This is a genomic window from Deltaproteobacteria bacterium (genome assembly GCA_029860075.1).
In the GTDB taxonomy this organism is placed as follows: domain Bacteria; phylum Desulfobacterota; class JADFVX01; order JADFVX01; family JADFVX01; genus JAOUBX01.
In genome coordinates this window covers 1-26,973 of sequence record JAOUBX010000025.1, presented here as the reverse complement: position 1 = coordinate 26,973, position 26,973 = coordinate 1, and the positions used below count along the sequence as shown (strand labels likewise).

The window sequence follows — 26,973 nt, the reverse complement described above, 5'->3', positions numbered from 1 at the left end:
AAGATATGTTTGAAGGACTGACAGACAAGCTTAATCGTGTCTTTAAAAACCTTAAAGGCAGGGGAAAGCTTACAGAGAAAGATATCGATGCCGTACTCAAGGAAATCAGGATGGTTCTCCTTGAAGCGGACGTTAATTTCAAGGTCGTTAAAAATTTCGTTGCTTCCATCAGGGAAAGGGCTATTGGACATGAGGTCCTGGACAGTCTTACCCCGGCCCAGCAGGTTATCAAGATCGTCAAGGATGAAATGGAATCCCTCCTTGGCGGAGAAACGGCGGAACTTGATCTTGGCGCAAGACCGCCGGTTGCCATTCTGCTGGCCGGCCTTCAGGGGTCCGGTAAGACGACGACTTCGGCCAAGCTGGCAAGGCTGCTAAAGGAAGAGAGGAAGAAAAAGGTTCTCCTCGTTCCGGCAGATACGCAAAGAGCGGCTGCTATAACGCAGCTAAAGAAGCTTGGTCAGGACCTTTCCATTGAAGTCTTTGACAGCGCCACTGACATGACGCCCCTTGATATATGTAAGCAGGCCATGGAACATGCAAGGGTTAACACCTTTGATGCCCTCCTTATAGACAGCGCGGGACGGCTTCAGATTGACGGCCCGCTTATGGATGAGCTAAAGGCCATCAAGGAAGCGACTGCCCCTGTGGAAACACTCTTTGTGGCCGATGCCATGACCGGTCAGGAAGCAGTCAACATTGCCACGCAGTTTGACGAATCCATCGGTATTACCGGCGTGATTCTTACCAAGCTCGATGGTGATGCGAGAGGCGGCGCCGCCCTTTCCATCCGTGCCGTGACGGGCAAGCCGATCAAATTTGTCGGTATCGGTGAAAAATCAGATGCACTGGAAACCTTCCACCCTGACAGGATGACGTCGAGAATTCTCGACATGGGTGACGTACTTTCTCTCGTTGAAAAAGCGGCCAGGGCATTTGATGGTGAAGATACGGCAGACCTGGAAGATAAGTTAAAGAAGAACAACTTCGATCTTGAGGACTTTAAAAAGCAACTCCAGATGATGAAAAAGGTGGGTTCATTTGACCAGATCCTCGGCATGATTCCCGGCATGGGGAAAATGAAAAAGATGGATTTGCAACCTGCCGAAGGGGAATTTAAGAAGATTGAATCCATTATCGACTCAATGACACGCGTGGAGCGCCGTAAGCCTTCAATCATCAATGGAAGCAGGCGCCTCAGAATTGCCAAAGGAAGCGGAACACAAGTGCAGGACGTAAACAAGTTGCTAAAAAAATTCCAACAGGCGCAAAAAATGATGAAAAGCTTCTCCAAAATGGGGATGAAAGGTTTAAAAAGGGGATCCATGCCCTTTAATTTTTAAAAAACAATCAAACTAAAGAAGAAAAAGGGAGAACATTTATGGCAGTAAGAATAAGACTGGCCAGGGGCGGCAGAAATAAAAAGCCTGTATACAGGGTTGTCGTTGCTGACTCTGAAGCCCCGAGAGACGGCAGGTTTATTGAAAAGGTAGGAACTTACGATCCAAACGTAGAACCTGCTGCGGTAGAACTTGATGCTGAGGTGGCGCTTAAGTGGTTAAAAACAGGCGCAAAGCCGACAGAGACGGTAAAATCACTGCTCGACAAAGCCGGAATTCTCGAAACTTTTAAGAAGGAAGCCAAGGCTTAATCAAGCCGGGGCTTTCTCTGCGGCAACGGAATGTCTAAAGAGCTGGTAGAATATATAGCAAAAGCGCTCGTCGATAATCCTGACAAGGTTCTTGTCGACGAGGTTAAAGATGAAAGGGGAGCAATACTGAACCTTTCCGTCGATAAAAGTGATCTTGGCAAGGTTATCGGCAAGAACGGCAAAACGGCGAAAGCGATAAGAGCCATTCTCAGCGTTGCGTCAACCAAGACTGACAGCCATAACCTGCTAAAGATAATGGAATAACCTTGAGTGTCTGCTGAAGATCTTCTCCTCATTGGAAAGATAACGAAACCACACGGCATAAGGGGCAAGTTGAAAGTTTACTCCTATGCCGAATCACCTGAGATTTTTAATGATGCTCAAATTCTCTATCTCAAACTGGAATCGTCCTCCCTCAGGCCCCTTCATGTGGAGAGCGCCGGTTTTCACGGGGACATGGTTATTCTCGGCTTAAAGGAAATTGATAGCCGGGACAAAGCGGAAGAGATAGCAAGGGGCGAGCTTTATATTGAAAAGAAATATCTGGAACCTCTCGAAAAGGGTGAGTATTACAGGTATGAGCTTATCGGCCTTGAAGTGGAAACGGTTGACGGCCTTATTGTAGGCGCCGTTGAAGATGTCTTCCCCACAGGCAGCAACGATGTTCTCGTTGTTAAAAAGGGGAAAGTGGAAAACCTCATTCCCGTAACGAGGGAAGTCGTTAAAGCGGTAGACCTGGAAAATAAGAAGATGCTCATAGAGCCTCTCGAAAATATGATCGAAGGCTTATGAAGTTTGATGTAATCACCCTCTTTCCGGGTATGTTTGAATCACCACTTGGTGATTCTATCCTGAAAAGAGCAACAGAGAAGGGTCAGCTGCAAGTTGGCCTTCATCAGCTCAGGAATTATACGCACGACAAACACCATGTTGTCGATGACACGCCCTACGGCGGTGGAAGCGGCATGGTGATGAAACCCGACCCTGTCGCTGAAGCGATCGAAGCGGTAAAAGGGGAAAGGGGGAAAGTTATTCTTCTTTCACCGGCCGGCAAGACCTTTAACCAGAATGAGGCAAAGCGGCTTTCAAAAGAGAGTCACATTGTTCTTGTCTGCGGCAGATACGAAGGAATAGACGAACGGGTTAACAAGTACGTCGATGAGACACTTTCCATCGGTGATTTTGTCATGACCGGCGGAGAGATTGCCGCCATGGCTATTATAGATTCAGTAGCCAGACTGCTTCCCGGTGTTTTGGGATGTGAAGATTCAGCGGCGGAAGAGTCATTTTCCTGGGATTTACTTGAGTACCCCCATTATACGAGACCCAAAAGCTTCAGGGGAGAAGAGGTTCCAGAGGTACTCACATCGGGCAACCATGAAGCCATCAGGCTCTGGCGGAGAAAAGAGGCCCTGAAAAAAACGCTATTAGTAAGACCTGACCTAATTGACAGGTCAACTCTTGGCAAGGAAGATCTTAAGCTTATTGCAGAGATTGAAAAAGGGGAAGAAGATTGAAAAATGAAGGGAACCCGTCCAAAGTCTATGTGGCCCTTCTTCACTACCCCGTTTACAACAGGAATAAAGAGGTCGTTACTTCAGCCGTAACAAATCTCGATATACATGACATAGCAAGGCTGGCAAGAACTTACTCCCTTGCAGGATACTTTATCGTAACACCGGACGAAGAGCAGGCTGAACTTGTAAAAAAGATATGCAGCCACTGGCTCGAAGGGTATGGTTCGAGCTATAACTTCGACAGGGGCAGCGCTCTTAGTCTCGTCAGCATCGTAAAGGACCTCAAAAGCGCAGTCCGGCGAATTGAAGGGGAGCAGGGCAAAGAGCCCGGGCTTTTAGCAACGACTGCTCTCGAAAAAGAGCGTTACAAAAATAAGCGCCTCTCCTTTGTTAATGCAAGAGAGACAATAGAATGTAACGACAGACCTCAGCTCATTATTCTCGGAACAGCCTGGGGACTTAGTGATAATATTTTACGGGAAGTGGACCATATCCTTGAACCGGTAAAATGCAATGGCAATTATAATCACCTGTCGGTAAGAACAGCAGCAGCCATCGTTATTGACAGATTATTAGGGAATCGATAATACTTAGGATAATTAATCAGGAGGAAGCACTAATGAATATCATTGACAAGATTGAACAGGAACAGTTAAGGGATGATATCCCTGACTTCAAGTCAGGTGACAAGGTAAAGGTTCACGCAAAAATCAAGGAAGGAAACAAAGAAAGAATCCAGGTTTTTGAAGGTACTGTTATCAGGAAAAAAAGTGGCGGCAACAGGGCCAACTTCACTGTAAGAAAGATTGCTTCCGGCGTTGGAGTAGAAAGAACCTTCCCTCTTCACTCAACAAGGATTGCCAAAATTGAAGTCGTCACCAAGGGTCACGTAAGACGATCTCGTCTCTACTATCTCAGGGAACGTACCGGTAAGGCAGCAAGGATTAAGGAAAAAAGAACTTTCTAAAACCCTCCTATCGGGCTATGGTTGATATACAAAAACAGAGGTCACTCTTTTCAGATAACGATGAAAGTGACCTCTTTTTTTATGAACGAAGGCTTTACGCTAAAAGCTGCTATTCCATTGCCGGTATCGATGAGGCAGGCCGTGGCCCTCTTGCCGGGCCCGTCGTTGCTGCAGCCGTTATTCTCCCCCGGGGGGTAGATCTCCCCGGCGTCGACGACTCGAAAAAACTTGCCGAAGCAAAAAGAGATAAACTCTTTACTGAAATCATGGGAAAAGCGCTGGCTGTCGGCGTCGGCAAAGCTGAGGCTGATGAAATTGATGAGATTAACATCCTTCAGGCAACACTTAAGGCCATGAAAAGGGCCGTAGACAGTCTTTCCATTACTCCCGACTATCTCCTCATCGACGGCATTAATACGATCAAAAAGGATATTCCCCAGGAAGCAATCAAGAAAGGGGATTCCCGCTCCATATCGATAGCAGCGGCCTCCATCATTGCCAAGGTTACGAGAGACCGTCTCATGGTTGAGTTGGACAAGCAATTTCCCGCCTATGGCTTTGCTTCCCACAAGGGATACGGCTCAAAAACCCACAGGGAGGCCATCGCTTCCTGCGGACCTGTTTCAGCACACCGCAAAAGTTTTGCAGGCGTTAAGGAGCATGTAAAGTGACCCGGGAAAGACTGTCACTGGGCAAGCAGGGCGAGGCCTTTGCTTCCGAGTTTCTCAAAAAGAAGGGTTACAGGATAGAAGAGATAAATTACCGTTCTCCCCTCGGTGAAGTCGACATTATTGCCTACCATAAAAAAACACTTGTATTCGTCGAGGTCAAAACAAGACGGAACGAAATATTCGGCATCCCTGCCGAAGCAGTAAACAAAAGAAAACAGATTCAGATCGCCAAAACGGCCCAGCATTATATGAACAGGAAGAAGCTTACAAACCATGCCGCAAGAATCGATGTCGTCTCCGTACTTGCAAGAGATGGCCGTGAGATGGTGGCGGAAGTTATCACAAACGCATTTGACCTGCCTTATTATTAATCCGGCAATTATAATGCAATGTCCTCATCGTTTTCATTCCCCCATTATTTAAGGCGGATTCTCATTAATACTCACATGAGGAATTAAAGTTTTGCCATTACACCACTATTGACTTCCTCTGCCTTTTCCCTGCTCACAAGAATTTCCACAAGCTTTAAACCAAACTCCAGCGCCGTACCGGGCCCTCTGCTTGTAATAATATTTCCATCAATAACGACACGGTCTTCACTGTAGGTTTCATGCCTGAACTGGTTCATAACGGAAGGATGACTGGTAATGGTCTTTCCCCTGGTTATGCCAATATTAGCCAATACGGTAGGTGCAGCACAGATGGCCGTAATATATTTACCCTCTTCATCATGATGTTCAATGATCCTTCTTACCCTCTCATCATTCATCATATTTTCTGTCCCTCCCGACCCGCCGGGCAGAATAATCATATCAAACTCATCATTCATGGCATGGTCCAGTGATTCATCGGCCAGCACCTTTATATCATTTCTGCCGACAATAACGCCATCTACCGTTCCAGCCGTTGTGACATCGGCGCCTGCCCGTCTCAGCATATCAACGGGACCGAATGCCTCTACTTCCTCAAAGCCCGGCGCAAGGATGACAAGAACTCTATTCATTTTTAACCTCCCTCATAATTATAGTTACAATTCATGATATTCATCGTATATATCTGAAAAAACCTTTTCATTTTCAAGAAATATCTCATATATACGGGGATCAAAATGCTTTGAAGAGGACCTGCCGGAAACTTCGCTCAGGGCCTTCATGGAAAACTTATGAGAAAATGCTTCTTTATAGGGTCTCGGGCTGCGGAGCGCATCATACCTGTCGGCTACCAGCATAATTCTTCCTTCAATGGGAATATTTTCACCGGACAGCCTGTTAGGATAGCCGGTGCCATCCCAGTGTTCATGGTGGCAAAGGGAAAAGTTATAGGCCGATTTTATGTAGAGAGAATCAGAACCTCCCAATATTTTCCCACCTATGGTGGTATGTTTTTTCATAAGTTCAAACTCTTCCAGGCTAAGTCTGCCTGGATGAAGCAAGACTCTATCAGGAATACCAATTTTTCCGATATCATGCATGGGACTTGCATGAAAAATTACCTCCCTTTCTTTAGCTGTCATGCCAAGAGACGAGGCGAGAAAGGCTGTATAATGGCTAACTCTTTTCAAATGAGAGGCCGTGCATTTATCCTTGTGTTCGGCAGCAAGTGTGAGCCTGTAAATAGTATCGATAAAAGAGGTCTTCAACTCTTTTGTCTTGGCTCCAACCTCTTTTTCCAGCCTCTCACTGTAATCTTTCAAGAGATCATTATACTCCTTGATTTTAAGAATATTTCTGAGCCTTATGGAAAGCTCGAGCATATCAACAGGCTTGTTTAGAAAATCGATGGCGCCCACCTCAAGCCCCTTGTGCTTCGATTCCTTATCACTAAGTCCTGTCAGCATAACCACAGGAATATGCTTCGTTCTTTTGACACCCTTCAAAAGGGTGCAGACTTCATAGCCATCCATGCCCGGCATAACAATGTCCAGTATTACGGCATCGGGCAATCTCTCTTTAACGATCTCAAGCGCTTCATTACCGCTGGCAGCCTGCCATACCCGGTAGCCCAAAGAGACAAGTTCATCTGCTATCATGGCACGAACCAGCTTTTCATCATCAACAAGGAGAATTTTTTTATTTATGGGCATATTAGAACGAAACCCGTTGAAATGAACTTTTTATGTCTCAATAATTTCATAAGAAAAGTATAACAGAATCAAAATCACGAGATGCAGATAAAGCTTATTTCTCTGTGAGCGATAGTATTGTGAGATTAATCTTCAGGAAAATATTCAAAGACCCCGCCGGAAACAGCAGAGCATGAAAGGGGAAAGAGCTTCACTCCCGGAGAACTGTACCCCTTCGGGATTGAAAATGGGAGCGTAAACGCTATGGGACAGGAAGGGATGGAATTACAGCTTTTTTTGATTCTAACTTATAGGCCTTCCCTGATCATTTCAATGACCAGGTCAGCCGTTCTTTTTGATGCGCCCTCGCCACCCAGCTTTTCTCTCACCTCATTGAGGTCAACTAGCATCTGCTCATAAATTCCTTTACCATAAAGGATACCGAACATCTCCTCAACCATACGGCCTGCATTGGCATCATCCTGAAGCAACTCAGGAATAATCTGCTTTTCTGCAATAATATTGGGGAGGGAAAAGAATTTAATATTTTTCAGAACGAGGAGTTTGCCTATAAAATAGGTCAACGGAGAGGCGCTGTAGACAACGACCATGGGAGTACCGATGACGGCTGCTTCCAGAGAGGCCGTTCCTGAAGCGATAAATGCCGCATCGCAGGCTTTCATAACTTCATAAGTCTCCCCTTCAACAACCTTGACCTGAACATTGTACAATGACAGATGCTCATCAATAAGTTTTCTGTCAAGGGTATGCGCCACAGGCAGCAGAAAGCGGAATTCGGGAGATCTGGACGCCATAATTTCGGCAGATTCAAGCATGGCAGGGAGAAGGCTTTTTATTTCCTTTCCACGACTTCCCGGTAAAAGGCCGATAGCCCGTTTCCCCTCCCCTACTCCAAACTTTTTTCTAAGGTTTTCCCTATCACCTGATACCTTGACGGCGTCAATAAGCGGGTGGCCTACAAATCGGGCATGGAGACCAGCCTTTTTGTATAAATCGACTTCAAAAGGAAAAACTACGGCCATTCGGTTAACAAGCTTGGCAATCTTGTTAACCCTTTTTTTCCGCCATGCCCAGACCTGCGGGCTGATGTAATAAAGAACAGGAATACCGGCCTTTTTTGCATGTTTGGCCAACATGAGATTAAAATCGGGAAAATCGATGAGAACGAGGAGGGAGGGACGTTCTTCTATTAATTTCTTTTTTAAAAGCTTAAGGGCGCCCAATATTTTTCCGGCATTGGGAATCACCTCGGATATTCCCACAACGGCCAGTTCGGCCGCGTCAACCAGTATTTCAGAACCGGTCTCTTTTATCCCGGGACCACCTACACCAAAAAAGGCAATGTTACCGTCTCTTTCGTGAACTGCCCTGATAAGGTTGGAACCGTGCAGGTCGCCGGAGGCTTCTCCGGCGACGATCATCACTTTAGTCTGGTCCGGCATCCTTCAAAGGTAATTACGTTAAAGCTTCTTTAATAAGGTCGGCAATTTGCTCAACCTCTGCTTCACCAAGCTCGGGATACATGGGCAGGGAAAGACATCTTTTTGCAACATCTTCCGTCACAGGGAGAGAAATACCTTCACAAACATCCTTAAATACCTCCTGCTGATGCAATGGAACAGGATAGTAAATTGCCGATGCTATTTTTGCTTCTGTCAAAGCCTTGTGTATATCATCCCTGCGGTGGGAAAGAAGTGTATATTGATGAAATACATGCTTGCCCCGGCCATCTTCATGTGGGACAGTTAAACCAAGCGGCTCAAGGCGGCTGTTATAGTGATGAGCCGCTCTGCGCCTACCGTCATTGTAGTCATTAATTCTTTTTAGTTTGACTCTCAAAATGGCTGCCTGAAACTCATCGAGGCGGCTATTGTAACCAATTTCATGATGATAGTATCTAACCTTGCTGCCATGATTTCTAAGCGTTTTAATCTCCTGGGCCAGTTCATCTGAATTGGTTGTAATCATGCCACCATCGCCGTAACAACCAAGGTTCTTGCTCGGGAAAAAGCTGAAACAGCCCGCCTCACCAATGGAACCGGTCATTTTGCCTTTATAATCGGCGCCGAAGGACTGTGCGCAGTCCTCGATGACTTTAAGACCATGTTTTTTTGCAATTTCCATGATAGCATTCATATTAGCAGGCTGACCAAAGAGATGGACCGGCATAATTGCCTTTGTCTTATCCGTTATGGCCGCTTCAATCTGCTTAACATCGATGTTAAAGGTATGAGGTTCAATATCGACATAAACGGGAACAGCGCCCACATAAGCAATTGATTCTGCCGTTGCAATAAACGTAAAGGGCGTAGTAATAACCTCATCACCAGGGCCAATTCCAAGGGCCCTGACGGCGAGGTGAAGGGCATCCGTTCCCGATGCCACACCGACGGCGTGCTTCACACCACAGTAGTCGGCAACTTCTTCCTCAAGGGCCCTTACATTGGGCCCGAGAATAAACAGGGCAGAATCAAAAACACCGGCCAATGCAGCATCGATCTCTCCCTTGATTTCTTTATACTGACCTTTCAGGTCAACCATTTGTATCTTCAACTTTAATATTCCTCCAATTTGTATGATACTATCGATATTCCGGATACATCGGCATCTCTGATAACTTCATCCATGTTAACAAAAAGTGTCTTCTCCGCCTCGATGGCCAAAACGGTTATGCCGGCCTCTCTCATAGATTCGAGAGTTTTCTTTCCAACGGTAGGCACATCAAAGCGGGGATCCTGATCGGGCTTTGCCACTTTGGCAACAACAGCGCCCCCTTTTTTTGAAAGCAGGCCGCCCCTTTTTATAGCTTCGTCAGTCCCCTCAATGGCCTCAACGGCCATAATAGCCTGGTCCTTTACAATAACAGTCTGGCCGATATCAAGAGAGGCACTTCTCTTTGCCATCACCATTCCATAACGGATATCGAGCCATTCCTTTTTGGAGGGCTTTCTTTTTGTAAGCACACCTTCGGCAGGCATCAAATCCCTAAGGTAAGCCGTTTGATCGAGCACCTCGATTCCTTCGTCGTAAAAGGCGCGAACAAGGGCAAGCATTATGGTATCATCATTACGATTTTTCAAGGAAGAAAGAAGTTTAACAGCCCTTAAATCAAACCTTATCTTCTCAAAAAGCAGGTCTTTTCTTACTTTCCCAATGAAAACAACCTTATTGATTCCCGCTTTCTTGATTGTCCTGATAATCTTGCCGACCTGACCAATGCTAAGGCTATGCACACATTCTGCAAGGCCTTCAAGCGGCGCAATAGCCGCCTCCGTCAGACTGACGGCCACAAAAGACGCCCCTTTATCCTTTGCAGCTCTGGCAAGTATGGCCGGAATTTCACCCCCTCCGGCAATTAGCGCAAATCTCTCACCCATCGAGCAAGCTGTCTATGCAGCAGAAATGTTCTTGATTTGATCAAGTACCCGCAGCGCAATTTTGAGCGACCTTAATTCGCTTTCCGCCGAGATATGCCTTTCAGCGCCTCGCATTGCACAATCAAGAAAATGGGTGATTTCCAGCTTCAAAGGATTTCCTTTATGGACAAAGATTCTCTCAATCAGCGATTCCTGCCTGTATTTGAGTTCTTCTGTCGTCATAAAGTAGTCCGATGATGCCTGCCTGTGAATCTGAACATCCTGCTCGTTAAAGTCAAGAAACACATAGGCATCCTTTTGAGAAAGGGACATGGTACGGATCTTTTCCTGTGTCACCCTGCTGGAAATAAAGTTTGCCATACAACCGTTTTCAAAGAGAAGCTGGCAGTTGGCAAAATCTTCCATATCGGTAAAGGCGTTACCTCCGACAGCATTGAGCTTTTTTACTTTTGAATCAATGAGGTTAAGCGCAATATCAATATCATGAATCATAATATCCATGACAACACCTGCATCGGCAATCCTTCCGGTAAAAGGTCCGACCCTTCTGAATTCAAGAAGCAGCGGATCTTTTATAATCTTTTTAATTTCCTGCACGGCGCCATTGAAACGCTCTACATGACCAATCTGCAAATGGGCATTATTCTTTTTTGCCAGTTCAAAAAGTTCTGTCGCCTCTTCAAGTGTATTGGCTATGGGCTTTTCCAGCAAAACATGAACACCTCTCTCCAGAAAAGGCTTTGCCACCTCGTGGTGGAGCGACGTAGGCACGGCAATGGTAACAACATCAACCTCATCATAAATCATATTGCAATCAGTATAAGCGACGGTATTATACCTTTCTGAAATACGGGTTGCCCTCTCCTTCGATGTATCTACAACACCAACAAGGTCTACATCATTCATTTCCGAATATAGCGCCACATGATACTGCCCCATATGGCCTGTGCCGACAACAGCGGCCCTGATTTTTTTATCCACAATCAAACCTCCCTTTCCTTACCTGATAAATCCTCTTTTAGATGCCTTGACAAAGTCGATGAGGCCATTAATTTCTTCCGAAGGTTCCAGTTCATTCTTTATCTTGTTAATTGCATTTTCAACGGACAACTTTTCCCTGCAAAGGATCTTGTAAGAACGTTTTATTTTCTGCCTCATTTCGGAAGACATCCCGTTTCTCCTGAGACCGATAACGTTTAATCCATGAGTGGCGGCAGGGCTTCCTTCAACAAGGGTATAAGGCAAAACATCCTGTGTCACCCTGGTAAGCGCCCCGATCATGACCATGCCGCCTATCCTGCAGAACTGGTGAACGACAACATAGGCAGAGAGTATAGCCTTGTCGTCAATATGTACATGCCCGGCGATTCCGACTCCATTGGAGAGAATAGTCCTGTTACCCACCTGCGCATCATGGCCCAGATGCGCATAAGCCATGATGTAGTTGTCGTTGCCTACTGTTGTAGCAGTCCCCTCTTTTGTCGCCCTGTGAATAGTAGCAAACTCTCTGATAGTGTTTCCATCACCGATCCTGACAAAGGTTGGCTGGCCCTGAAAACTTATATCCTGAGGCTCATCGCCAATGGATACGGAATGTGAAATCTTATTATTATTGCCTATCTCCGTATTGCAGGCAATATGTGCGTGAGGGCCTATAACGGTGCCTGATCCGATTTTAACACCTTCACCGATAATAGCGTAGGGACCGATTTCTACATTTTTATCAATTTGGGCTCCTGGTGAAATGATAGCCGTTTTGTGAATCATAGAGTGTCTTAATCCATTTGAGTATAAAAAGTTTTAATGTTAATTTTCATCAACAATGGTTGCCATAATATCAGCCTCGGCAACGCGCGTATCATCTACAAATGCTTCAGCCCTAAAAGTCCAGATATTACGTCTTTGCCTGGTTACTTCGAGTACAAACCGGATCTGGTCACCGGGGACTACCGGCTTACGGAACCTTGCATTATCAATCCCCATGAAATAAACAATTTTCCCCTCTGTATCAGGCTGAGACCGGTAGGCAAGAACGCCTCCCACCTGGGCCATCGCTTCAATAATGAGTACTCCGGGCATAACGGGATGACCCGGAAAGTGGCCCTGGAAAAAGGGTTCATTAATGGTTACATTTTTTATGGCTGAAATCTTTTTGTTGACCTCCAGCTCCTCTACTCTGTCCACGAGAAGAAAAGGGTATCTGTGGGGCAGGTTTTTCATAATTTCATTAATATCAAGCATCCTCATTCTCCATTTTTTCCAGTTTATCTATTTTCTCCAGCGCCTCTTTAAGCTGTCTGCTCATTTCAGGAAGTTTTTCAAGTTTTTTTTGTACTCTCAGCCAGTCTCTGTGAGGAAGGGGCGGATAACCTGTCACCCTGGCGCCTGCCTCAAGATCTTTCGTTACCCCTGATTTCCCCCCCAGGATAACGCCATCTCCTATTTTAAGATGTCCTGACACCCCTACCTGGCCTGCCATCATAACCCCTTTTCCAACCTCAACACTGCCGGCAAAACCGACCTGCCCTGCAAGAAGTGAATCTTCACCAATAATGCAGTTATGCGCGATATGAACGAGATTATCTATCTTTGCGCCTTTTCTGATTTCTGTCTTGCTAAGCGCCGCCCTGTCGATAGCGCAGTTTGCGCCTATTTCGACATCATCACCGATAATGACCTTGCCGACCTGAGGAATTTTCCTGTGTTTGCTGCCGTCCCATTGAAAACCATAACCGTCACTGCCGATCACCGTTCCCCCATGAATAATGACCCTGCTGCCGATTTCCGTTCCCTCCATAACAACGACATTAGGGTAAATAAGAGTATCATCACCAATAACAACATCGGCGCCTATATATACTCCGGGGTAAATGATTACCCTGTCTCCAAGCCGGGCCCCTTCATCAATATAAGCATTAGGGTAAATGGTAAGGTCTTTGCCGGTAACAACATTTTTTTCTATTACTGATCCCGGAAGAATTCCTCCCGGAGCAGGTCTGGGATGAAATATTTCTGCAATAGAAGCAAAGGCAAGGGCAGGGTTTTTAACTTCTATACAGTTAATACCCTCCGGAGAAACGCCTTGAGGCACAACAAATGCCGATGCGCTGCTTTGTGTAAGGAAAGCTTCATCCTTTGATCGCGCCAGGAAACTTATCGTTCCCCGGGGAGCGTCATTGAGTGCGGCGACACCTCTGATTTCCAGCTCGCCATCACCGGACAGCTTTCCTTCAACAGAAGCTGCAAGATCTTTAAGTTTAACTGCCAATATTATTTTTTCTTTGCGTTATATTTTTTTACCACTTCATTAGTAAGGTCTACACCCTTATCAGCATAAAGGAGACTGCTCTCATTCTTTTCAAAAATAAGAGTGTAACCCTGTGCGCTACCCATTTCTTCAATAATTTTTCTTAAATCAATAATAATTTTTCTCGTTAACTGGGCATCTTTCTCCTGGAGTTTTTCCTGAGAATCCTGGTAAAAGCGTTTAAAGTTTTTTAGTTTTTCCTGGTACTCTTTTTCCTTCTTGGCCCTTGTTTCTTCACTTAAAAGAAAAGCCTGTTTCTCAAGCTCTTCATTCATCTTTTTGAGATCTGCCTGCTGTTTGTCCAGATCTTTCTGCATCCTGTCAACTTCGCCCTTAAAAACATCCTTCGCTTTTTTTCCGGCTTCGGAAACATTGAGGGCCTCCTGCATATCAACGTAACCAATTTTAATGATCTTATCTGCAATTGCATAGGATGCATTTCCAATTAAAAAAGAGGTAATGACTATTGAAAAAAATTTCTTCACTTCCAACTCCTTATCGTTTATTTAATTCCTGCTCTTATACCGGCCTGACCCGGCAAAAGAGGGCTTTTATTAACTTCCTTAAGGCAAACTATTTTCAGTCCCTCCTGCGGGAGGGGGATAAGTATCTTTACAAAAGCAGGCTTTTACCGTTTCTCTTCATTAGCCCATTTTAATTTCACGCACAAATAGCACAGAAGATGCCTTTCATTGACTAAAAGAAAGTGCCGATTGAGAATTCCCACTGGCTATCTTTCTCTCCCGGCTCAGGATCAATGACCTTACCCCACTCAAGTCTTAAGGGGCCTACAGGTGAATACCAGCGGAATCCATATCCCACACTTTCACGCAAGTTCCCGATATCGTAATTCTCATCATCACTATAAGCATTACCGGCATCATAAAAGAAGAGTCCTTTCAAACCGGCATCCTTTGCAATGTCAAAAACATATTCTATATTAAAAAGGAGCACCTTATTCCCGCCGACAACAATACTATCTTCCTTCGGACCTACCGACCGGTAGTCAAAGCCCCTGAGCGTATTGATGCCGCCAAGTCTGAACTTTTCATCGATATGAAGGGGCTGTCCCTTTAGTCCCCCGGCGTAACCGATTCTTCCATGAACCATGATGACATCATCAGAAAAAGAAGGAAAAAAGAAACTTGAGTTGACAATCGTCTTGTAATAATAGGTATCCCCTCCAAAAGTATCTGCATACTCAATAAAGAGAGAGTTTTCACTCCCTTCAGTAGGGTTCATATAATTGTCCCTTGTATCTTTCTTGACAGTCAGCCCTATGGAACTTGTTTTTTTATTTCTGTAATCCCGGTATTCCTGCGGTGCAGTAGGAGCGACATCTGTAATACTTACATCCTTAAAGCTGTAACTAAGACTCACCCTGCTATATTCACCTATGGCACGTCCCGTTCTTAATCCCCAGCCCCTTCTCGATGCTTTATACTCATCATATTCTCTGCTGTTATCAAAGAGATCAATACCGGCTGAAAAGGGAGAATCAAAGAGGTAGGGCTCGGTAAAACTGATGGAATAGCTGCTGCTCTCGCCCCCTTTTTCTGCGTTTACACTCAGTTTTTGACCGCGTCCAAAAAGGTTGCCCTGGGAAACCTGCAACATCCCCACAAGACCATCAACAGAGCTATAGCCCAGCCCGACACTCAGTGTTCCCGTCGGCCCTTCTTCAATATCAATATCTATATCGAGCTTATCTTGCTCGGCAGAGGGTTTTGTATTAACGTTAGCCTCTTTAAAATAACCGAGGTTAAATATTCTCTGTCTGCTTCTCCTGAGGGCGCTGCCGTTATAAATATCCCCCTCATCGAGCTTCATTTCCCGCCTGATAACCTTGTCTTTTGTCTTCGTATTTCCCGACACATTTATCCTGCCAATATTGACGAGACGGCCCTTGTCTGCATTAAATGTTAAATCAACGAGCTTCTTTTCCTCGTCTATATCCGTTTTCGGAAATATATTAGCAAAGGCATAGCCTTTATCACCAAAGCGGTCAGTCAGCGTTAGAACATCAATTCTTAAATTATCCCTGCTGAAAATTTCGCCCTCGCCGGTTCTGATACTCTCAAGAATATCTGCATCCTCTTCCTGCTCGGCAAGAAGGTCTCCGGCAAAGCTTATTTTTCCCACACTAAATTGTTCACCTTCTTCAATCCTGATAGTCACGTAAAGCCATTTTTTATCAGGAGACATGAAAATCCTGGGTTCATCAATTCTAATCTGGACAAAACCGTTATTGTAGTAGAAGGAAGTAAGCAAATCAACGTCTTTTTGGAGGGTTTCTTCTTCAAATTTGCCCGATTCCGTCAACCAGGAAAAGAAACCTCCCTCCTTGGTCTCCATTAAAGCAAGCAGTTTTTTATCTTCCATTTTTTTGTTTCCCAGCAGGTTGATTCTCTTGATCTTTACCTTCTTTCCTTCTTTTATATCAAAAACAAGCACTGTCTCCGTATTTTTCACTTCAAGACGGTGAGAAATGTGAGCAAGAAAAAAGCCCTTCTCCTCGTAAAGTTCTTCAAGCTTCTTCTCTGCTTCCCTAACCTTTTCTTCACTGAAAATAGTATAGGGCTTGATATGAACAACTTCCTTGATAGACTCTTCCGTCACCTCAGACCATCCCTCATAGGCAATGCTGCTGATAAAAGGCCGCTCTTCAACAGTGATAGTAAGCAACGGCCCCAGGTCACCCGTGGAAAGATCGACCTTCACATTGCCGAAATAGCCCATTTTGAAGATGTTCTTAATATCCTGAGAAACCTTCTCTTTCGAAAGGTAGTCACCGACTCTGCTGTCAATAACTGACAGGATAGCATCAGCCTCGATCCTTTTATTACCTTTAACCTCTATCTTTGTAATAATCTCCTCTTCAGCAAAAACCTGATCTGCCGGAAAAAAAAGAGGAGAACCCAGGAGGAAAAAAACAAGAACAATCTTTGTAAATATAATACTCCTATACCTGTTCACGTATTAAGAAGCTATCCTCCCGTCCTTGACCACTATTTTCCTGCCCAGCCTGGCTGCCAGCTTCTCATTGTGTGTTACCATAACAAGGGTTATCCCCATATTCCTGTTAAGTTCCATCATCAATCCAAACACTTCATCACCGGTCTTGCTGTCAAGATTCCCCGTCGGTTCATCAGCAAGAACAACAGCCGGATTCATGACCAGAGACCTTGCCACGGCAACCCGCTGCTGCTCCCCTCCCGAGAGTTCGCCGCTTTTATGATGCCAACGGTGGGAAAGACCGACTTTATCGAGAATGGACAAGGATTTCTCTCTCGCCTCATTCCTGCCATGTCCGGCTATCATGGAAGGCATCATTACATTTTCAAGGGCCGTAAATTCGGGAAGCAGGTGATGAGACTGGAATACAAAACCAAGGTCCCTGTTCCTGAAGAGGGACAATTTTCCATTTCCCATTCGGTATATATCATCACCTTTATAAAGTACTTTTCCCGATGTTGGGCGATCTATCCCTCCCAGGATATGGAGCATCGTCGATTTGCCTGCCCCGGAAGCGCCCAGCACAGCCACCATTTCACCGGCTTCCAGAGAAAGATCAATGTTGTTAAGCACATCAACTCTCGCAGAGCCCTTACCGAAGGATTTGCTTATATCTTTTAATTCTATTAACGGGCCTGCCATAGATTATACGAGGCCTTCCTTTGCTTCCATTTTTTTAAGGGCCATAATTGTGCTGATCGTATCTTCCATCCTTGCCTTCATGTAGTCTTTAAGTGTCTCTTCCACCTTGGGATATTTATCGATACACCTTTTAAGATGACCTTTGGGCAGTTCCATAACTTCAAGCAGAGTAGAAGCCTTAACGGTTGCCGTCCGCTTTTTGCCTGTGAGCAGGGATACTTCTCCAAAAAAATCACCTTCCTTGAGTTCGGCCAGCTTAATCTCCTTTTCACCGCCTTCAGTGGTAGTCACGGCGGCCTTGCCATTTTTTATAATGTAAAAGGCATCTCCCTCTTCCCCCTCACTGATAACGACACTTCCCTCATCATATTTTTTCAAGTTGAATGAAGCAAGCATGGATTTTCTGTCTTCATCAGATAAAATACCAAAAAGAGGCGATACGGCAAGGAGCTTATCTAAAACTCTTTTTTTATAAAACTCGGAAAGAACCTCTTTGACATGAGGATGATCTTTCCAAATATTTTCAACATCCTCTTTCCGCATCTCCAGAAGTTCCGTATCATCGATAGCCATTACCGATGCATGCCTTTTCCCGTCCGTAAAAAAACCCGCCTCACCAAAGAAGTCGCCTTCTTTAAGCTGGGCTATTTCGATCTTTTCTCCTGCCACACCTTCAATAAATACCTTTACGGCACCTGCAGTAATCACATAAATAGAGGTCCCGTCATCACCATCTTTACAGATAATCTCTCCCATGGAATAGGGAAGGTGTTTAAGGCTGTTAACAACTTCAATCAGTTCCTTTTCATTTAGCTCCGAGAGGAGTGGAATATGAGGCAGGGAGCTGTCCTTCATTTCCTCATCCTTACCGGAGCAGAGTTCCTCTATCTTCGCCTCAATCTCCTTCAAAGCGGGAGCAAAATTAAGGATCATTTTGTACACGCCAACAGCCTTAAGAAAGTCGCCGTTCTTCTTATAGGTCTCGGCAGCAATCAGGTAGGCCTTAACAGCATTATCCTTCTGCTTGCTCTTTAAAAAAACATCGGCCAGCTTAAGCGTTATGGCAACATTACCTGGGTTTCTTTTGTGAAGTTCCTTGCATGCCGTAATGCAAGCTTTCCAGTCTCCTTTTTTATAAGACTCAATAACGGTTTTCCTTAGATCATCCACCTTTACAGCCATTCCCCTCCTCCTTAAATTACTCGTATCGGAGCGCTTCTGCCGGGTCGAGTCTCGATGCCTGCCATGCGGGATAGATCGTAGCAAAGAGGGTAATGGCAATTGCAGAAGCCATAATCATAAACACATCGATATAATTTACATGGACAGGAATCTTGTCCAGGTAATAAACTTCGGGAGAAAGGATTTTAATGCCTGTACTTTTTTCAAAAGCGATGAGCAGGTTTTCAAGATTGAGTGACAGGATAACACCCGCTGCCCCCCCTAAAAGAGTGCCCACAACGCCGATAACCATCCCTTCGATAAGAAAAATTTTCATTATGGAACTTGATGTGGCCCCCATGGACTTCAATATGGCGATATCCTTTCCTTTTTCCATGACCACCATAATGAGGGTGCTTACTATATTGAATGAGGCAACAAGAATAATGAGAAGAAGGATAATAAACATAACCGCTTTTTCCATTTCAAGAGCAGTAAAAATATTCCTGTTCATCTGCATCCAGTCCCTCACAAGGTATCTGTGTCCCAGTACCTTCCTTACCTCTTTTGCAATATGATGGGCATTAAAAAAGTCGGTCACCTTCACTTCAATGCCGGTCACCGTGTCCTTCATGTTGAAAAAGGTCTGCGCCGACTCTATAGAAATGTAGGCAAGCGAAGTATCGTATTCATACATGCCTGAATCGAAAATACCGACAATACGATATTTTTTCATTCTCGGTACCATGCCCATAGGGGTCATGTTACCGAGGGGCGAAACCATATTAATCTCTTCCCCGAGAAAGACACCTAAAATGCGGGAAAGTTCCTTTCCGATAATAATTCCGGGGATTTTATCCTTTTCATCAGTTGCATCCTCTTTGGAAATTAGATCAGTGAGGCTCCCTTCCTCCATATTTTCTCCTACTTTCGTCACATCAGCTTCCCTCTCGGGATCGATGCCTCTTACAACGACACCGGACACGTTATTCTCGGAAGTAAGCATGATCTGCGAATAGATAAAAGGCGTAGCAGCGACGATTCCCTGCACCTTTTCAACCTTCTCGGCAACGTCGTTAAAATCGTGCATCCCTTCACCGTACTGTGTGACCACAATATGTGAATTTGTGCCGAGAATTTTATCTCTTAAATCTTCCTGGAAACCGGTCATGACGGCAAGAACGACGATGAGCGCCATAACGCCCACCATGACACCGGCAATGGATATGAAGGTAATAATAGAGATGAAGGTCTGCTTCCGCTTCGCCTTCAGGTATCGAAGACCGATAAAAACCTCATAAGGGAGAAACATTCTACTCCTCTTCTTGATCGTCAGCGGTTTTACGTCCCACTTCAGGCCTCATATGGGGAAAGAAAAGAACATCCCTGATGGAAGCAGAATCGGTAAGCAGCATGACAAGCCTGTCGATACCCAGTCCGGCACCGGCCGTTGGCGGCATGCCGTACTCAAGCGCCCTTACATAATCGATGTCCATAAAGTGGGCCTCTTCGTCTCCGGCATCCTTTTCGGCCACCTGCTCTTCGAAGCGCTCCTTCTGGTCAATAGGATCGTTAAGCTCGGAAAAAGCATTTGCCATCTCACGGCCATAGATAAAAAGTTCAAAGCGGTCGACAATATGGGGGTTTTCATCATTCTTCCTCGATAAGGGCGATACCTCCGTCGGGTATTCGGTAATAAAGGTCGGCTGTATAAGCTTGTGCTCTGCCACTTCTTCAAAAATCTCCGTAAGAAGCTTGCCCAGCCCCCACCGTTCTTCCGGCTCAAGACCGATCTTCCTTGCATATTCAAAGGCCTTCGTCTTGTCCGTTAATACCTCTTCCTCTGCATCGGAATGACGAAGAATGGCCTCTTTCATGGTGAGCCTGTCCCAGGGCATATTGAGATTTATTTCCGTTCCCTGGTAGCTGATCATATGTGTTCCGTATATTTCAAAGGCAACTTTGGAAATCATATCCTCGAAAAGGTTCATCAGATCTTCGTAGTCGGCATAGGCCTGGTAGAACTCGAGCATGGTAAATTCAGGATTATGCTGCGGAGAGATCCCCTCATTCCTGAAGTTCCTGTTTATTTCAAATACCCTCTCGATCCCTCCTACAACAAGCCTTTTTAGGTAGAGTTCGGGAGCAATACGCAAATAGAGATCCATACCGAGCGCATTATGATGGGTCGTAAAGGGTTTAGCCGTGGCGCCACCGGGAATGGGCTGCATCATGGGTGTTTCAACTTCAAGAAAGTCCCTCTCCGTAAGATAGTTCCTGATGAGGCGGATAATCTCACTTCGTTTCCTGAAGATGTCTTTCACTTCGGGATTAACAATAAGGTCCACATATCGCTGACGATACCGTGTTTCAATATCAGTCAGTCCATGCCATTTTTCAGGAAGCGGCCTTAAGGACTTGACAAGCAGTGAAATTTCCTTTGCATCAATTGAGAGTTCTCCTGTTTTCGTTTTAAAAGGGCTCCCCTTAACACCGATAAAATCACCAATATCAAATTTCTTGAAGCGCTGATAAGATTCCTGTCCTATGGCATCACGCTTTAGGTAAAGCTGAATTTTGCCTTCCCTGTCGGCAATATGAACAAAGGCAGCCTTCCCCATAACTCTTTTGGCCATAATCCGTCCGGCAAGAGAATAAGTGTCATCGAGTTCTCTGAGCTTTTCTCCATCAAGAGGATTATATTTTTCGAAAATTTCACTTGTTAGTACATCGGGCCTGAAATCATTGGGGTAGGGATTAACATTTTCCTCCCTCAGGTTGGCAAGTTTTTGTCTTCTCTGTGTAATCAGTTCGTTAAGTTCTTCCATCTTTTTAGCGGCGGCTTCCTCTGCAAGGTTTCTTAAAATCCAAAGCGTTAAAATATATCCCAGAAGGCCTTAACAGTCAAGGGAAAAGCCCGGTGAAAAGCTATCTCGCAGGATACCCTATGAGAGGGCAGCACCAGAGAGCGGCCGGACCCTCAAGTCCTGCTGCCTGAGCTTTAAATATGTTCTTACCCGGCAAGCCGGATGGATAAAAATATCCCTTCTTTTTTTCAGTAAAGAGAAAATTTTCTTTCTTTTTAATTTCAACTACATATGCAATTTCAACTCTGTTTTTCCACAAAATTTTGTTTTTTATTTTCTCCATTCCTTGACTTTAAAATCAAAGCTGCTATTTTTTTAACTAAGAAAAGAAAGTGAATTTTGCACCTTAATAATCACAAAGTCAAATTTCCTGTTCTTTTGTACATGGAGTCTCACTCCAATCACATCTATCATTTTACAGGGGGTATAAAATGAATGTTCTCATTGCTGAAGACAACGAAAGGTTACAACAGTCAGTCGGTTTATTAATGAAGCTCTGGGGGTTTGATTTTGATCTGGTTTCAAACGGGCAGGAAGCTGTAGAAAAAGCAATTACCAATAAAAACAAATACGACCTTTGTCTCATGGATATAGAAATGCCGGTAATGGATGGTTGTAAAGCAGCCCGGAGGATTCGCCGGGAGGGGAGGGAATTTCCTATAATTGCTATCTCGGGCAGTCTGAATATTCAGGAATTATATCTGGATGCAGGAATGGATGACTACCTGGAAAAACCTTACGACCCTCAAATATTATTAAATAAAATCATGAAACTGACAGTCTAGATTCCTTTATTTTATGAAAAGCTTTTACAGCCCGTCATTTCCGGTAAAGCAAAAATCTCACTCTCACCCTGCATCAAGGGCATCAGAAAGGAAGTAAGAATTTCATTATTCTTACTTCCTGCAGCCCGTATTATCTAAAAGCCCCCCCCCTTTTTAATAGCCCCTGCCCTTCAGGCTGGCGTATCATATTAAAACAGGGTAGAAATTCAATAATATCCATAAATAATATTCAGGCATTTGTTCTTTATTGCCGGCGGCGGAAATCATGAACTAACCCGGCATTGTCCCGTCAGGAAATTACAGTTGATTGTCATTTCGAGCACGCCCGAACAAAGTGACGAGTACCCTTGTCTCGAATGTAATGAGAGATCTTAAAGGTTTCTCCTTGTGCCTCTCAGAGACCTCCGGACAGAGTGCTCCGATCAGAGATCTCCCAGTCGAAATGACAATTCTTTTGCGTCATTCTAAATAGAAATTGTTGATGCAAATTCCTAACCGGACACCAGGGGAACTAACCGCCCTTTCCAGCTTTAATTCTTTATAATACCGGGTATTACTGCAATAAAAGAATAAAGGTCAAATAATTTTAGGAAATTAAAACCTCTCTGTTCTCTCACAAATATGCAGGGGGAATCAGATAGAAAACAACACTTCCCGGAGGGCAAGGCTTTTACTTCAATTGTAAATAGCATTTCTCTTTGTTAATATGAAAGTATGAGTTCTGAATGAGGAAAGAGCGGATAAAATTTATTTTATTTAAGTAAAGAGGAACGTCATGTATACCATTAATGATTCTATGTTCGCCCTCATGCTGCGATTTATCGACCACAAAAAAGAAATTGCCTTTAGTGATCATGATTTTATACAAAAACAGCTAAGAGAAATTGAGGGCCATATTAACAACTACCCCGTGGAAGAAAGAGGCGAACGGGCAATTGAGTGGATTGAGAAACATGCTGCCAATTATCGAAAAAGATGGGAAAATGATATTATCGGTAAGGAGGTTTCTAACAAGAGGTGCCCCGATTGTCCGCTTGCTGAAACAAATGGTGGGGGGCATTGTGAAATCCATGAACAATGGCTGGAACTTCTCGATCAATACGTAACGGACAAAATCAATTCCAGGAAATACGTGGAAAATGGCCTGAAACTTCTTGCCGACCATAAGGAAGACCTGAAGATCAAGCGAAGCAGGTTTAATGAGGATAAGAACTGAATTCAGGTCGTAAGCTCATTACCTTCCCATCGCATGGCCGGAAAAAAGTTCCTCCACTGAACCCTATCAGGTAACCCTTTGAGAATAAGTTCAGCTCAATCACCATTCTTGCAAATATTACATGACATAAAGCAGGCAATGCCTTTGATCCGGGCTCCCTTTCCGATCTGCGCGTTCATCGCCGGCCAGTCTTTATCCTAAAGCTAAAGCAGCTTCTTAACGGGCGCAGGCAAACCTATTTTTTCAATCTCTTCAGGACTATGCCATTGCAGAAACGCTCCTTCTCTGACAGTTCTTAAGTCGGCCTTTACTACTTTTAGCTTTACGGGATTTATCTCAAGATGAAAGTGACTGAAGGTGTGGCGAAAAGGGGGAAGCGCTTCCTTCTCCAGAATTTGCAAACCCTCCCTGCCGCACCATTGATCGATCTCATTTAGATGAGACAACTGAGGGAAACTCCATAGTCCTCCCCATATACCGGCAGGTGGGCGTTTTTCCAGCAACAGATGTTTCTCTTCTCCCCTGATGACAAGAAATACGGACTCATGCACCGGTATTTTCCCCGAGGACTTTCTATTCGGATATTTTTCCTCTTCCCCCCTTGCATGGGCAAGGCAGTCCTCTTCAAAGGGACAGAGACCACAATGGGGCCTGCGCCTCCTGCAAAGAGTGGCGCCAAGATCCATGATAGCCTGTGTATATTCGCTAATTCGCTCATAGGGAGTATGTTCTTCAGCTAATTGCCAGAGTTTTTTTTCAATTGATGTCTGCCCGGGCCTGCCCTCTATAGCATGGTAACGGCAAAGGACACGTTTTACATTGCCGTCAAGTATGGGCTGCCGCTCTCCCTTTGAAAGGGCCAGGATGGCCCCTGCAGTAGAGCGCCCGATACCAGGCAAGCTGACGACGTTATCAATATCATGGGGAAACTCTCCTTCATAATAATCACAGACTAATTGAGCTGTTTTATGAAGGTTTCTTGCTCTGCTGTAATAACCGAGGCCTGACCAGAGATGGAGAACATCATCGAGGGATGCCCGGGCAAGAGAATAAATGTCGGGAAATCGGGAAATAAAGCGTTTAAAATAGGGGATTACAGTGTTTACCTGCGTCTGCTGGAGCATAACCTCTGAAACCCAGACACGGTAGAAAGTGCGGTCTCTCTGCCAGGGAAGGTCTTTGCGGCCCGAGCCGTCAAACCAGTTCAGAAGCTTATGGGCAAAGGACATACTATTTCTTTTCGTTCTTAACATATGTCTCAGGGAACCCTTACCATCATCCCTTCTACTTTACTCTGCCCTCTCTAAATCAACCCAAAAAGTACTCCCTTCACCGGGAGTACTTTCAAACCCTATAGAACCTCCCATCATTTCCAGCAAGCGTTTGCAAATAACGAGTCCAAGACCGGTTCCCCGAATCTCTATCGTTGTGGCGGCAATCCTCATGAAAGGTTCGAAAATGTGACCTTGATCTTCATAGTTTATACCGGAGCCAGTGTCCATTACCTTTAGGCGAATCCCTTCTCCGCCACTATTTTCACACTTAAATGAAACAGAACCGTTTTTACGATTATACTCAACGGCATTAACAATGATATTTAAGAAAACCTGTTTAAGGCGTGTATAATCCGCCCTTACGAGACAATGGCAATCTTGCAGGCCGCTATAATCTACACTAACCTCATATGTGCGTGCAATCGGTTTAACAATCTTGACACAATCTTTTACCACATCAACAACATTTACCTTCTCCAGTGTGACTTGAATATGCCCCTCTTCTATCTCCGAATAGTCAAGCATATTGTTGATCATATCAAGTAACTGAAGTGAGGAATTGCGAATTTCATTAAGGTGGTCTTTCTGGCTATCCGTCATTTTTTCCAGTTCCAGCAGGTCTGTAAAACCAAGAATTAGCGTCATGGGAGTTCGTATTTCATGATTAATGCTGTTTAAAAAATCGATTTTTACCTTGTTCCCCCTTTCAGCTGCTTCCTTGGCAATAATAAGTTCCGCCTCATATATCTCGCATTGGTCGATTTCATTTTGCAGCTTCATCGTTCTTTTAACCACTTCGTACTCCAGGTTCCTGTTATAGAGCACATTTTTTCTTATAATGAGGATTAAAAAAAGCATTACAAGAAGAGCAATGAATGTAAAAACCGATATGGTTGCACTTGCCTTCTTCCTTGTCTGCATTGTTATCACATCCATTGGAAGCATAACTTCGAGAACACCTCTCACATCACCTACCTTCCAGTCACTTTTTGGTGTTCCTTCATAACTGTTATGACAAGAGACACAACTTTCACGCATTACATCAGCTATGGCATAACGAAGAACCTCTTTACCTTCAATTTTTTCAAACCGGTAAAAGGAAGATTTACTGCTACCGGAAAGAATGGACCATGCCTCTTTTGCAAAGTCATCTGTAAGCCCTCCCTCATTCATTCGCCAGGGAAAGGGATAGGGACTGTACAGCCTGGTTTTTGCACCATCTACTTTATTGCCAATTTTTTCATCCAGTATCATGGCAAGAGTTGCAGGCAAAGGAATGCTGCTCTTTTGCAAATCGAGGTTATGTGATGCCTCTATACCCTTCCGGGGAAGGACTTCAACGACGTGGGATGTATAAAGGGTACGAAATTCCGTCAGCACATCAAGGTAACGCTTTGCATTGTTTAAGGCAGCTGAACTGGAAACACGGGAAACAAGACTGGAAACATGCCAGAACATGCCGGCAATAATACAGGCAAATACCAGCAAGATAGCAATATTTAACAGCCAGTCCTTTTTTATTTGAGAAAGCAGGTTCGAAAGAGAGGGCATAAAATAAACCTTATAAAATCTTCTTCTGCAAAGATAGTAAAAGGTTTATCGACATGACGTCTGTTGAACCTTTTTAAAGCGAATAAAGATTTAAAAAAGAAGTAAACAAGTCAAAAACGATCAAGAATTATTCTTTTCGATAATTTCTTTTACCTTATTAACAAGTTTTATAGAAACAAAGGGTTTTTCAATATATTCGCAGGCGCCCAGTGAAAAGGCACGCTCCTTATGGGCAAGATAGGGCAAGGCAGAAAGAACGATTATAGGGATATCTTTTAAAAGTGGATCTTTTTTAATCTTTTCACAAACTTCAAAACCATCCATTTCCGGCATTAAGAGATCAAGGAGTATAATATTGGGCCGATATTCATTTAAAAGACTAATGGCGCTTTTGCCTGTTTCAGAAAATTTCACTTCAAAACCTTGTGATTCAAAGAGAAAGGTCAACATCCTGTCCATTCTCAAATCATCATCAATAATCAATATTTTCTTCTTTGTCTCTTCCATAACCTTTTATATTAATCGGGATAGCACTACTATTTATAATATAATATATAACACTTTTTAAAAGACAGTAAAAGCTAAATAATTTTTTTATTTTACAGACTGCAATAAAGTAATAAAGCAAGCCAGGAGTCTGTCGGATTTAGGGTGACTCTACTGCGAAAAAACCCTTATGGCCGGATTTCCCGATTAAATTTGTTCAATATGTTCAATATTCGCCTTATTTAATCAAAAAACCTGACTCGAAATGGCTTTTTCTCGCTACAATTTCCCAAGTTCGACTGACTCCTAAATGTTATATTCTTCATGAGTGCGATATTTTCTTATTCTAACCTTTTTTACGGCCTGCCCTACTACAGAGTTGGCAATAAACTCGAGAATCGGA

General features: G+C 44.2%; 30 protein-coding genes. 11 read left to right on the top strand and 19 right to left on the bottom strand.

Annotation, left to right across the window (positions count from 1 at the left end; genetic code table 11):
• Window positions 1-5 precede the first annotated feature (5 nt).
• Genes ffh through OEV42_09345 form a run of 9 tightly spaced genes read left to right on the top strand, consistent with a single transcriptional unit; the run spans window position 6 to window position 5,177 of the window.
• Window positions 6-1,343 (top strand): signal recognition particle protein, encoded by a 1,338-nt coding sequence (gene ffh / locus OEV42_09385; GenBank protein ID MDH3974477.1) that lies wholly within the window; start codon window positions 6-8, stop codon window positions 1,341-1,343.
• Between the two features lie 38 nt (window positions 1,344-1,381).
• Window positions 1,382-1,651: a 30S ribosomal protein S16 gene (gene rpsP, locus OEV42_09380; GenBank protein MDH3974476.1), complete on the top strand. Its 270-nt coding sequence runs from the start codon at window positions 1,382-1,384 to the stop codon at window positions 1,649-1,651.
• Window positions 1,652-1,681: 30 nt separating this feature from the next.
• On the top strand, window positions 1,682-1,915 hold the full coding sequence (locus OEV42_09375; GenBank protein MDH3974475.1) for a KH domain-containing protein: 234 nt from the start codon (window positions 1,682-1,684) through the stop codon (window positions 1,913-1,915).
• Between the two features lie 6 nt (window positions 1,916-1,921).
• A complete protein-coding gene (gene rimM / locus OEV42_09370) occupies window positions 1,922-2,443 on the top strand; it encodes a ribosome maturation factor RimM (protein MDH3974474.1) in 522 nt (173 codons plus the stop codon).
• The gene (gene trmD, locus OEV42_09365) at window positions 2,440-3,168 is read left to right on the top strand and encodes a tRNA (guanosine(37)-N1)-methyltransferase TrmD (protein MDH3974473.1); all 729 of its coding nucleotides are present in this window, start codon (window positions 2,440-2,442) and stop codon (window positions 3,166-3,168) included. The genes rimM and trmD overlap by 4 nt, the downstream gene beginning before the upstream one ends.
• Complete coding sequence (locus OEV42_09360) at window positions 3,165-3,755, top strand: RNA methyltransferase (GenBank protein MDH3974472.1); 591 nt, start codon at window positions 3,165-3,167, stop codon at window positions 3,753-3,755. The genes trmD and OEV42_09360 overlap by 4 nt, the downstream gene beginning before the upstream one ends.
• Before the next feature lie 32 nt (window positions 3,756-3,787).
• Entirely contained in the window at window positions 3,788-4,135 is a 348-nt protein-coding gene (rplS, locus tag OEV42_09355) for a 50S ribosomal protein L19 (GenBank protein MDH3974471.1), read from the top strand.
• A gap of 17 nt (window positions 4,136-4,152) precedes the next feature.
• The gene (locus tag OEV42_09350) at window positions 4,153-4,806 is read left to right on the top strand and encodes a ribonuclease HII (protein ID MDH3974470.1); all 654 of its coding nucleotides are present in this window, start codon (window positions 4,153-4,155) and stop codon (window positions 4,804-4,806) included.
• Window positions 4,803-5,177: a YraN family protein gene (locus OEV42_09345; GenBank protein MDH3974469.1), complete on the top strand. Its 375-nt coding sequence runs from the start codon at window positions 4,803-4,805 to the stop codon at window positions 5,175-5,177. The genes OEV42_09350 and OEV42_09345 overlap by 4 nt, the downstream gene beginning before the upstream one ends.
• An 83-nt stretch (window positions 5,178-5,260) precedes the next feature.
• Here the strand turns inward: OEV42_09345 and OEV42_09340 are convergent, their stop codons facing one another.
• The 16 genes from OEV42_09340 to OEV42_09265 all read right to left on the bottom strand — a co-directional run bounded on the left by OEV42_09340 (window position 5,261) and on the right by OEV42_09265 (window position 21,541).
• Window positions 5,261-5,809 (bottom strand): DJ-1/PfpI family protein, encoded by a 549-nt coding sequence (locus tag OEV42_09340; GenBank protein ID MDH3974468.1) that lies wholly within the window; start codon window positions 5,807-5,809, stop codon window positions 5,261-5,263.
• A gap of 24 nt (window positions 5,810-5,833) precedes the next feature.
• The gene (locus OEV42_09335) at window positions 5,834-6,889 is read right to left on the bottom strand and encodes a response regulator (GenBank protein ID MDH3974467.1); all 1,056 of its coding nucleotides are present in this window, start codon (window positions 6,887-6,889) and stop codon (window positions 5,834-5,836) included.
• A 287-nt stretch (window positions 6,890-7,176) separates the two neighbouring features.
• On the bottom strand, window positions 7,177-8,331 hold the full coding sequence (gene lpxB, locus OEV42_09330; protein ID MDH3974466.1) for a lipid-A-disaccharide synthase: 1,155 nt from the start codon (window positions 8,329-8,331) through the stop codon (window positions 7,177-7,179).
• Between the two features lie 13 nt (window positions 8,332-8,344).
• Window positions 8,345-9,430 carry a DegT/DnrJ/EryC1/StrS family aminotransferase gene (locus OEV42_09325; protein MDH3974465.1) on the bottom strand — a complete coding sequence of 362 codons (1,086 nt, stop codon included), beginning with the start codon at window positions 9,428-9,430 and terminating at the stop codon, window positions 8,345-8,347.
• Between the two features lie 14 nt (window positions 9,431-9,444).
• Window positions 9,445-10,266, bottom strand: a complete 822-nt coding sequence (gene lpxI / locus OEV42_09320) for a UDP-2,3-diacylglucosamine diphosphatase LpxI (GenBank protein MDH3974464.1) — start codon at window positions 10,264-10,266, stop codon at window positions 9,445-9,447.
• Window positions 10,267-10,278: 12 nt separating this feature from the next.
• Window positions 10,279-11,247: a Gfo/Idh/MocA family oxidoreductase gene (locus OEV42_09315; protein MDH3974463.1), complete on the bottom strand. Its 969-nt coding sequence runs from the start codon at window positions 11,245-11,247 to the stop codon at window positions 10,279-10,281.
• Between the two features lie 18 nt (window positions 11,248-11,265).
• On the bottom strand, window positions 11,266-12,033 hold the full coding sequence (lpxA, locus tag OEV42_09310) for an acyl-ACP--UDP-N-acetylglucosamine O-acyltransferase (protein MDH3974462.1): 768 nt from the start codon (window positions 12,031-12,033) through the stop codon (window positions 11,266-11,268).
• Window positions 12,034-12,072: 39 nt separating this feature from the next.
• A complete protein-coding gene (gene fabZ / locus OEV42_09305; protein ID MDH3974461.1) occupies window positions 12,073-12,507 on the bottom strand; it encodes a 3-hydroxyacyl-ACP dehydratase FabZ in 435 nt (144 codons plus the stop codon).
• A complete protein-coding gene (lpxD, locus tag OEV42_09300; GenBank protein MDH3974460.1) occupies window positions 12,500-13,534 on the bottom strand; it encodes a UDP-3-O-(3-hydroxymyristoyl)glucosamine N-acyltransferase in 1,035 nt (344 codons plus the stop codon). The genes fabZ and lpxD overlap by 8 nt, the downstream gene beginning before the upstream one ends.
• Window positions 13,535-13,536: 2 nt before the next feature.
• Entirely contained in the window at window positions 13,537-14,058 is a 522-nt protein-coding gene (locus OEV42_09295; protein ID MDH3974459.1) for an OmpH family outer membrane protein, read from the bottom strand.
• A 211-nt stretch (window positions 14,059-14,269) separates the two neighbouring features.
• Window positions 14,270-16,549, bottom strand: a complete 2,280-nt coding sequence (gene bamA, locus OEV42_09290) for an outer membrane protein assembly factor BamA (protein MDH3974458.1) — start codon at window positions 16,547-16,549, stop codon at window positions 14,270-14,272.
• Between the two features lie 3 nt (window positions 16,550-16,552).
• Window positions 16,553-17,230 (bottom strand): ABC transporter ATP-binding protein, encoded by a 678-nt coding sequence (locus OEV42_09285; GenBank protein MDH3974457.1) that lies wholly within the window; start codon window positions 17,228-17,230, stop codon window positions 16,553-16,555.
• Between the two features lie 3 nt (window positions 17,231-17,233).
• Entirely contained in the window at window positions 17,234-18,412 is a 1,179-nt protein-coding gene (locus OEV42_09280; protein MDH3974456.1) for a cyclic nucleotide-binding domain-containing protein, read from the bottom strand.
• Window positions 18,413-18,428: 16 nt separating this feature from the next.
• The gene (locus OEV42_09275) at window positions 18,429-19,703 is read right to left on the bottom strand and encodes a lipoprotein-releasing ABC transporter permease subunit (protein ID MDH3974455.1); all 1,275 of its coding nucleotides are present in this window, start codon (window positions 19,701-19,703) and stop codon (window positions 18,429-18,431) included.
• 1 nt (window position 19,704) lies between these two features.
• The gene (lysS, locus tag OEV42_09270) at window positions 19,705-21,219 is read right to left on the bottom strand and encodes a lysine--tRNA ligase (GenBank protein ID MDH3974454.1); all 1,515 of its coding nucleotides are present in this window, start codon (window positions 21,217-21,219) and stop codon (window positions 19,705-19,707) included.
• Window positions 21,220-21,319: 100 nt separating this feature from the next.
• On the bottom strand, window positions 21,320-21,541 hold the full coding sequence (locus tag OEV42_09265) for a hypothetical protein (protein MDH3974453.1): 222 nt from the start codon (window positions 21,539-21,541) through the stop codon (window positions 21,320-21,322).
• 148 nt (window positions 21,542-21,689) lie between these two features.
• Here OEV42_09265 and OEV42_09260 point away from each other — a divergent pair, with 148 nt between their 5' ends.
• Together OEV42_09260 and OEV42_09255 are read left to right on the top strand one after the other, a co-directional pair.
• Window positions 21,690-22,043, top strand: a complete 354-nt coding sequence (locus tag OEV42_09260) for a response regulator (protein MDH3974452.1) — start codon at window positions 21,690-21,692, stop codon at window positions 22,041-22,043.
• A gap of 775 nt (window positions 22,044-22,818) precedes the next feature.
• On the top strand, window positions 22,819-23,259 hold the full coding sequence (locus OEV42_09255; GenBank protein ID MDH3974451.1) for a hypothetical protein: 441 nt from the start codon (window positions 22,819-22,821) through the stop codon (window positions 23,257-23,259).
• Window positions 23,260-23,462: 203 nt separating this feature from the next.
• On the opposite strand, the gene mutY is transcribed toward OEV42_09255, so the two are convergent.
• The 3 genes from mutY to OEV42_09240 all read right to left on the bottom strand — a co-directional run bounded on the left by mutY (window position 23,463) and on the right by OEV42_09240 (window position 26,591).
• Entirely contained in the window at window positions 23,463-24,512 is a 1,050-nt protein-coding gene (mutY, locus tag OEV42_09250; GenBank protein MDH3974450.1) for an A/G-specific adenine glycosylase, read from the bottom strand.
• Between the two features lie 36 nt (window positions 24,513-24,548).
• Complete coding sequence (locus OEV42_09245; protein ID MDH3974449.1) at window positions 24,549-26,084, bottom strand: ATP-binding protein; 1,536 nt, start codon at window positions 26,082-26,084, stop codon at window positions 24,549-24,551.
• A 120-nt stretch (window positions 26,085-26,204) separates the two neighbouring features.
• Window positions 26,205-26,591, bottom strand: a complete 387-nt coding sequence (locus OEV42_09240; protein MDH3974448.1) for a response regulator — start codon at window positions 26,589-26,591, stop codon at window positions 26,205-26,207.
• Window positions 26,592-26,973: the final 382 nt, after the last annotated feature.

Coding starts and splice junctions, on each gene's coding strand:
- fabZ (MDH3974461.1), bottom strand. CDS start 12,507: ATGCTTGATATTAATGAAATTATGAAAAACCTGCCCCACAGATACCCT.
- OEV42_09375 (MDH3974475.1), top strand. CDS start 1,682: ATGTCTAAAGAGCTGGTAGAATATATAGCAAAAGCGCTCGTCGATAAT.
- rpsP (MDH3974476.1), top strand. CDS start 1,382: ATGGCAGTAAGAATAAGACTGGCCAGGGGCGGCAGAAATAAAAAGCCT.
- OEV42_09265 (MDH3974453.1), bottom strand. CDS start 21,541: ATGGAGAAAATAAAAAACAAAATTTTGTGGAAAAACAGAGTTGAAATT.
- OEV42_09275 (MDH3974455.1), bottom strand. CDS start 19,703: ATGTTTCTCCCTTATGAGGTTTTTATCGGTCTTCGATACCTGAAGGCG.
- OEV42_09255 (MDH3974451.1), top strand. CDS start 22,819: ATGTATACCATTAATGATTCTATGTTCGCCCTCATGCTGCGATTTATC.
- OEV42_09285 (MDH3974457.1), bottom strand. CDS start 17,230: ATGGCAGGCCCGTTAATAGAATTAAAAGATATAAGCAAATCCTTCGGT.
- lysS (MDH3974454.1), bottom strand. CDS start 21,219: ATGGAAGAACTTAACGAACTGATTACACAGAGAAGACAAAAACTTGCC.
- ffh (MDH3974477.1), top strand. CDS start 6: ATGTTTGAAGGACTGACAGACAAGCTTAATCGTGTCTTTAAAAACCTT.
- rplS (MDH3974471.1), top strand. CDS start 3,788: ATGAATATCATTGACAAGATTGAACAGGAACAGTTAAGGGATGATATC.
- OEV42_09245 (MDH3974449.1), bottom strand. CDS start 26,084: ATGCCCTCTCTTTCGAACCTGCTTTCTCAAATAAAAAAGGACTGGCTG.
- OEV42_09350 (MDH3974470.1), top strand. CDS start 4,153: ATGGTTGATATACAAAAACAGAGGTCACTCTTTTCAGATAACGATGAA.
- OEV42_09325 (MDH3974465.1), bottom strand. CDS start 9,430: ATGGTTGACCTGAAAGGTCAGTATAAAGAAATCAAGGGAGAGATCGAT.
- trmD (MDH3974473.1), top strand. CDS start 2,440: ATGAAGTTTGATGTAATCACCCTCTTTCCGGGTATGTTTGAATCACCA.
- OEV42_09335 (MDH3974467.1), bottom strand. CDS start 6,889: ATGCCCATAAATAAAAAAATTCTCCTTGTTGATGATGAAAAGCTGGTT.
- lpxB (MDH3974466.1), bottom strand. CDS start 8,331: ATGCCGGACCAGACTAAAGTGATGATCGTCGCCGGAGAAGCCTCCGGC.
- lpxI (MDH3974464.1), bottom strand. CDS start 10,266: ATGGGTGAGAGATTTGCGCTAATTGCCGGAGGGGGTGAAATTCCGGCC.
- OEV42_09280 (MDH3974456.1), bottom strand. CDS start 18,412: ATGGCTGTAAAGGTGGATGATCTAAGGAAAACCGTTATTGAGTCTTAT.
- OEV42_09340 (MDH3974468.1), bottom strand. CDS start 5,809: ATGAATAGAGTTCTTGTCATCCTTGCGCCGGGCTTTGAGGAAGTAGAG.
- OEV42_09260 (MDH3974452.1), top strand. CDS start 21,690: ATGAATGTTCTCATTGCTGAAGACAACGAAAGGTTACAACAGTCAGTC.
- mutY (MDH3974450.1), bottom strand. CDS start 24,512: ATGTTAAGAACGAAAAGAAATAGTATGTCCTTTGCCCATAAGCTTCTG.
- lpxA (MDH3974462.1), bottom strand. CDS start 12,033: ATGATTCACAAAACGGCTATCATTTCACCAGGAGCCCAAATTGATAAA.
- OEV42_09240 (MDH3974448.1), bottom strand. CDS start 26,591: ATGGAAGAGACAAAGAAGAAAATATTGATTATTGATGATGATTTGAGA.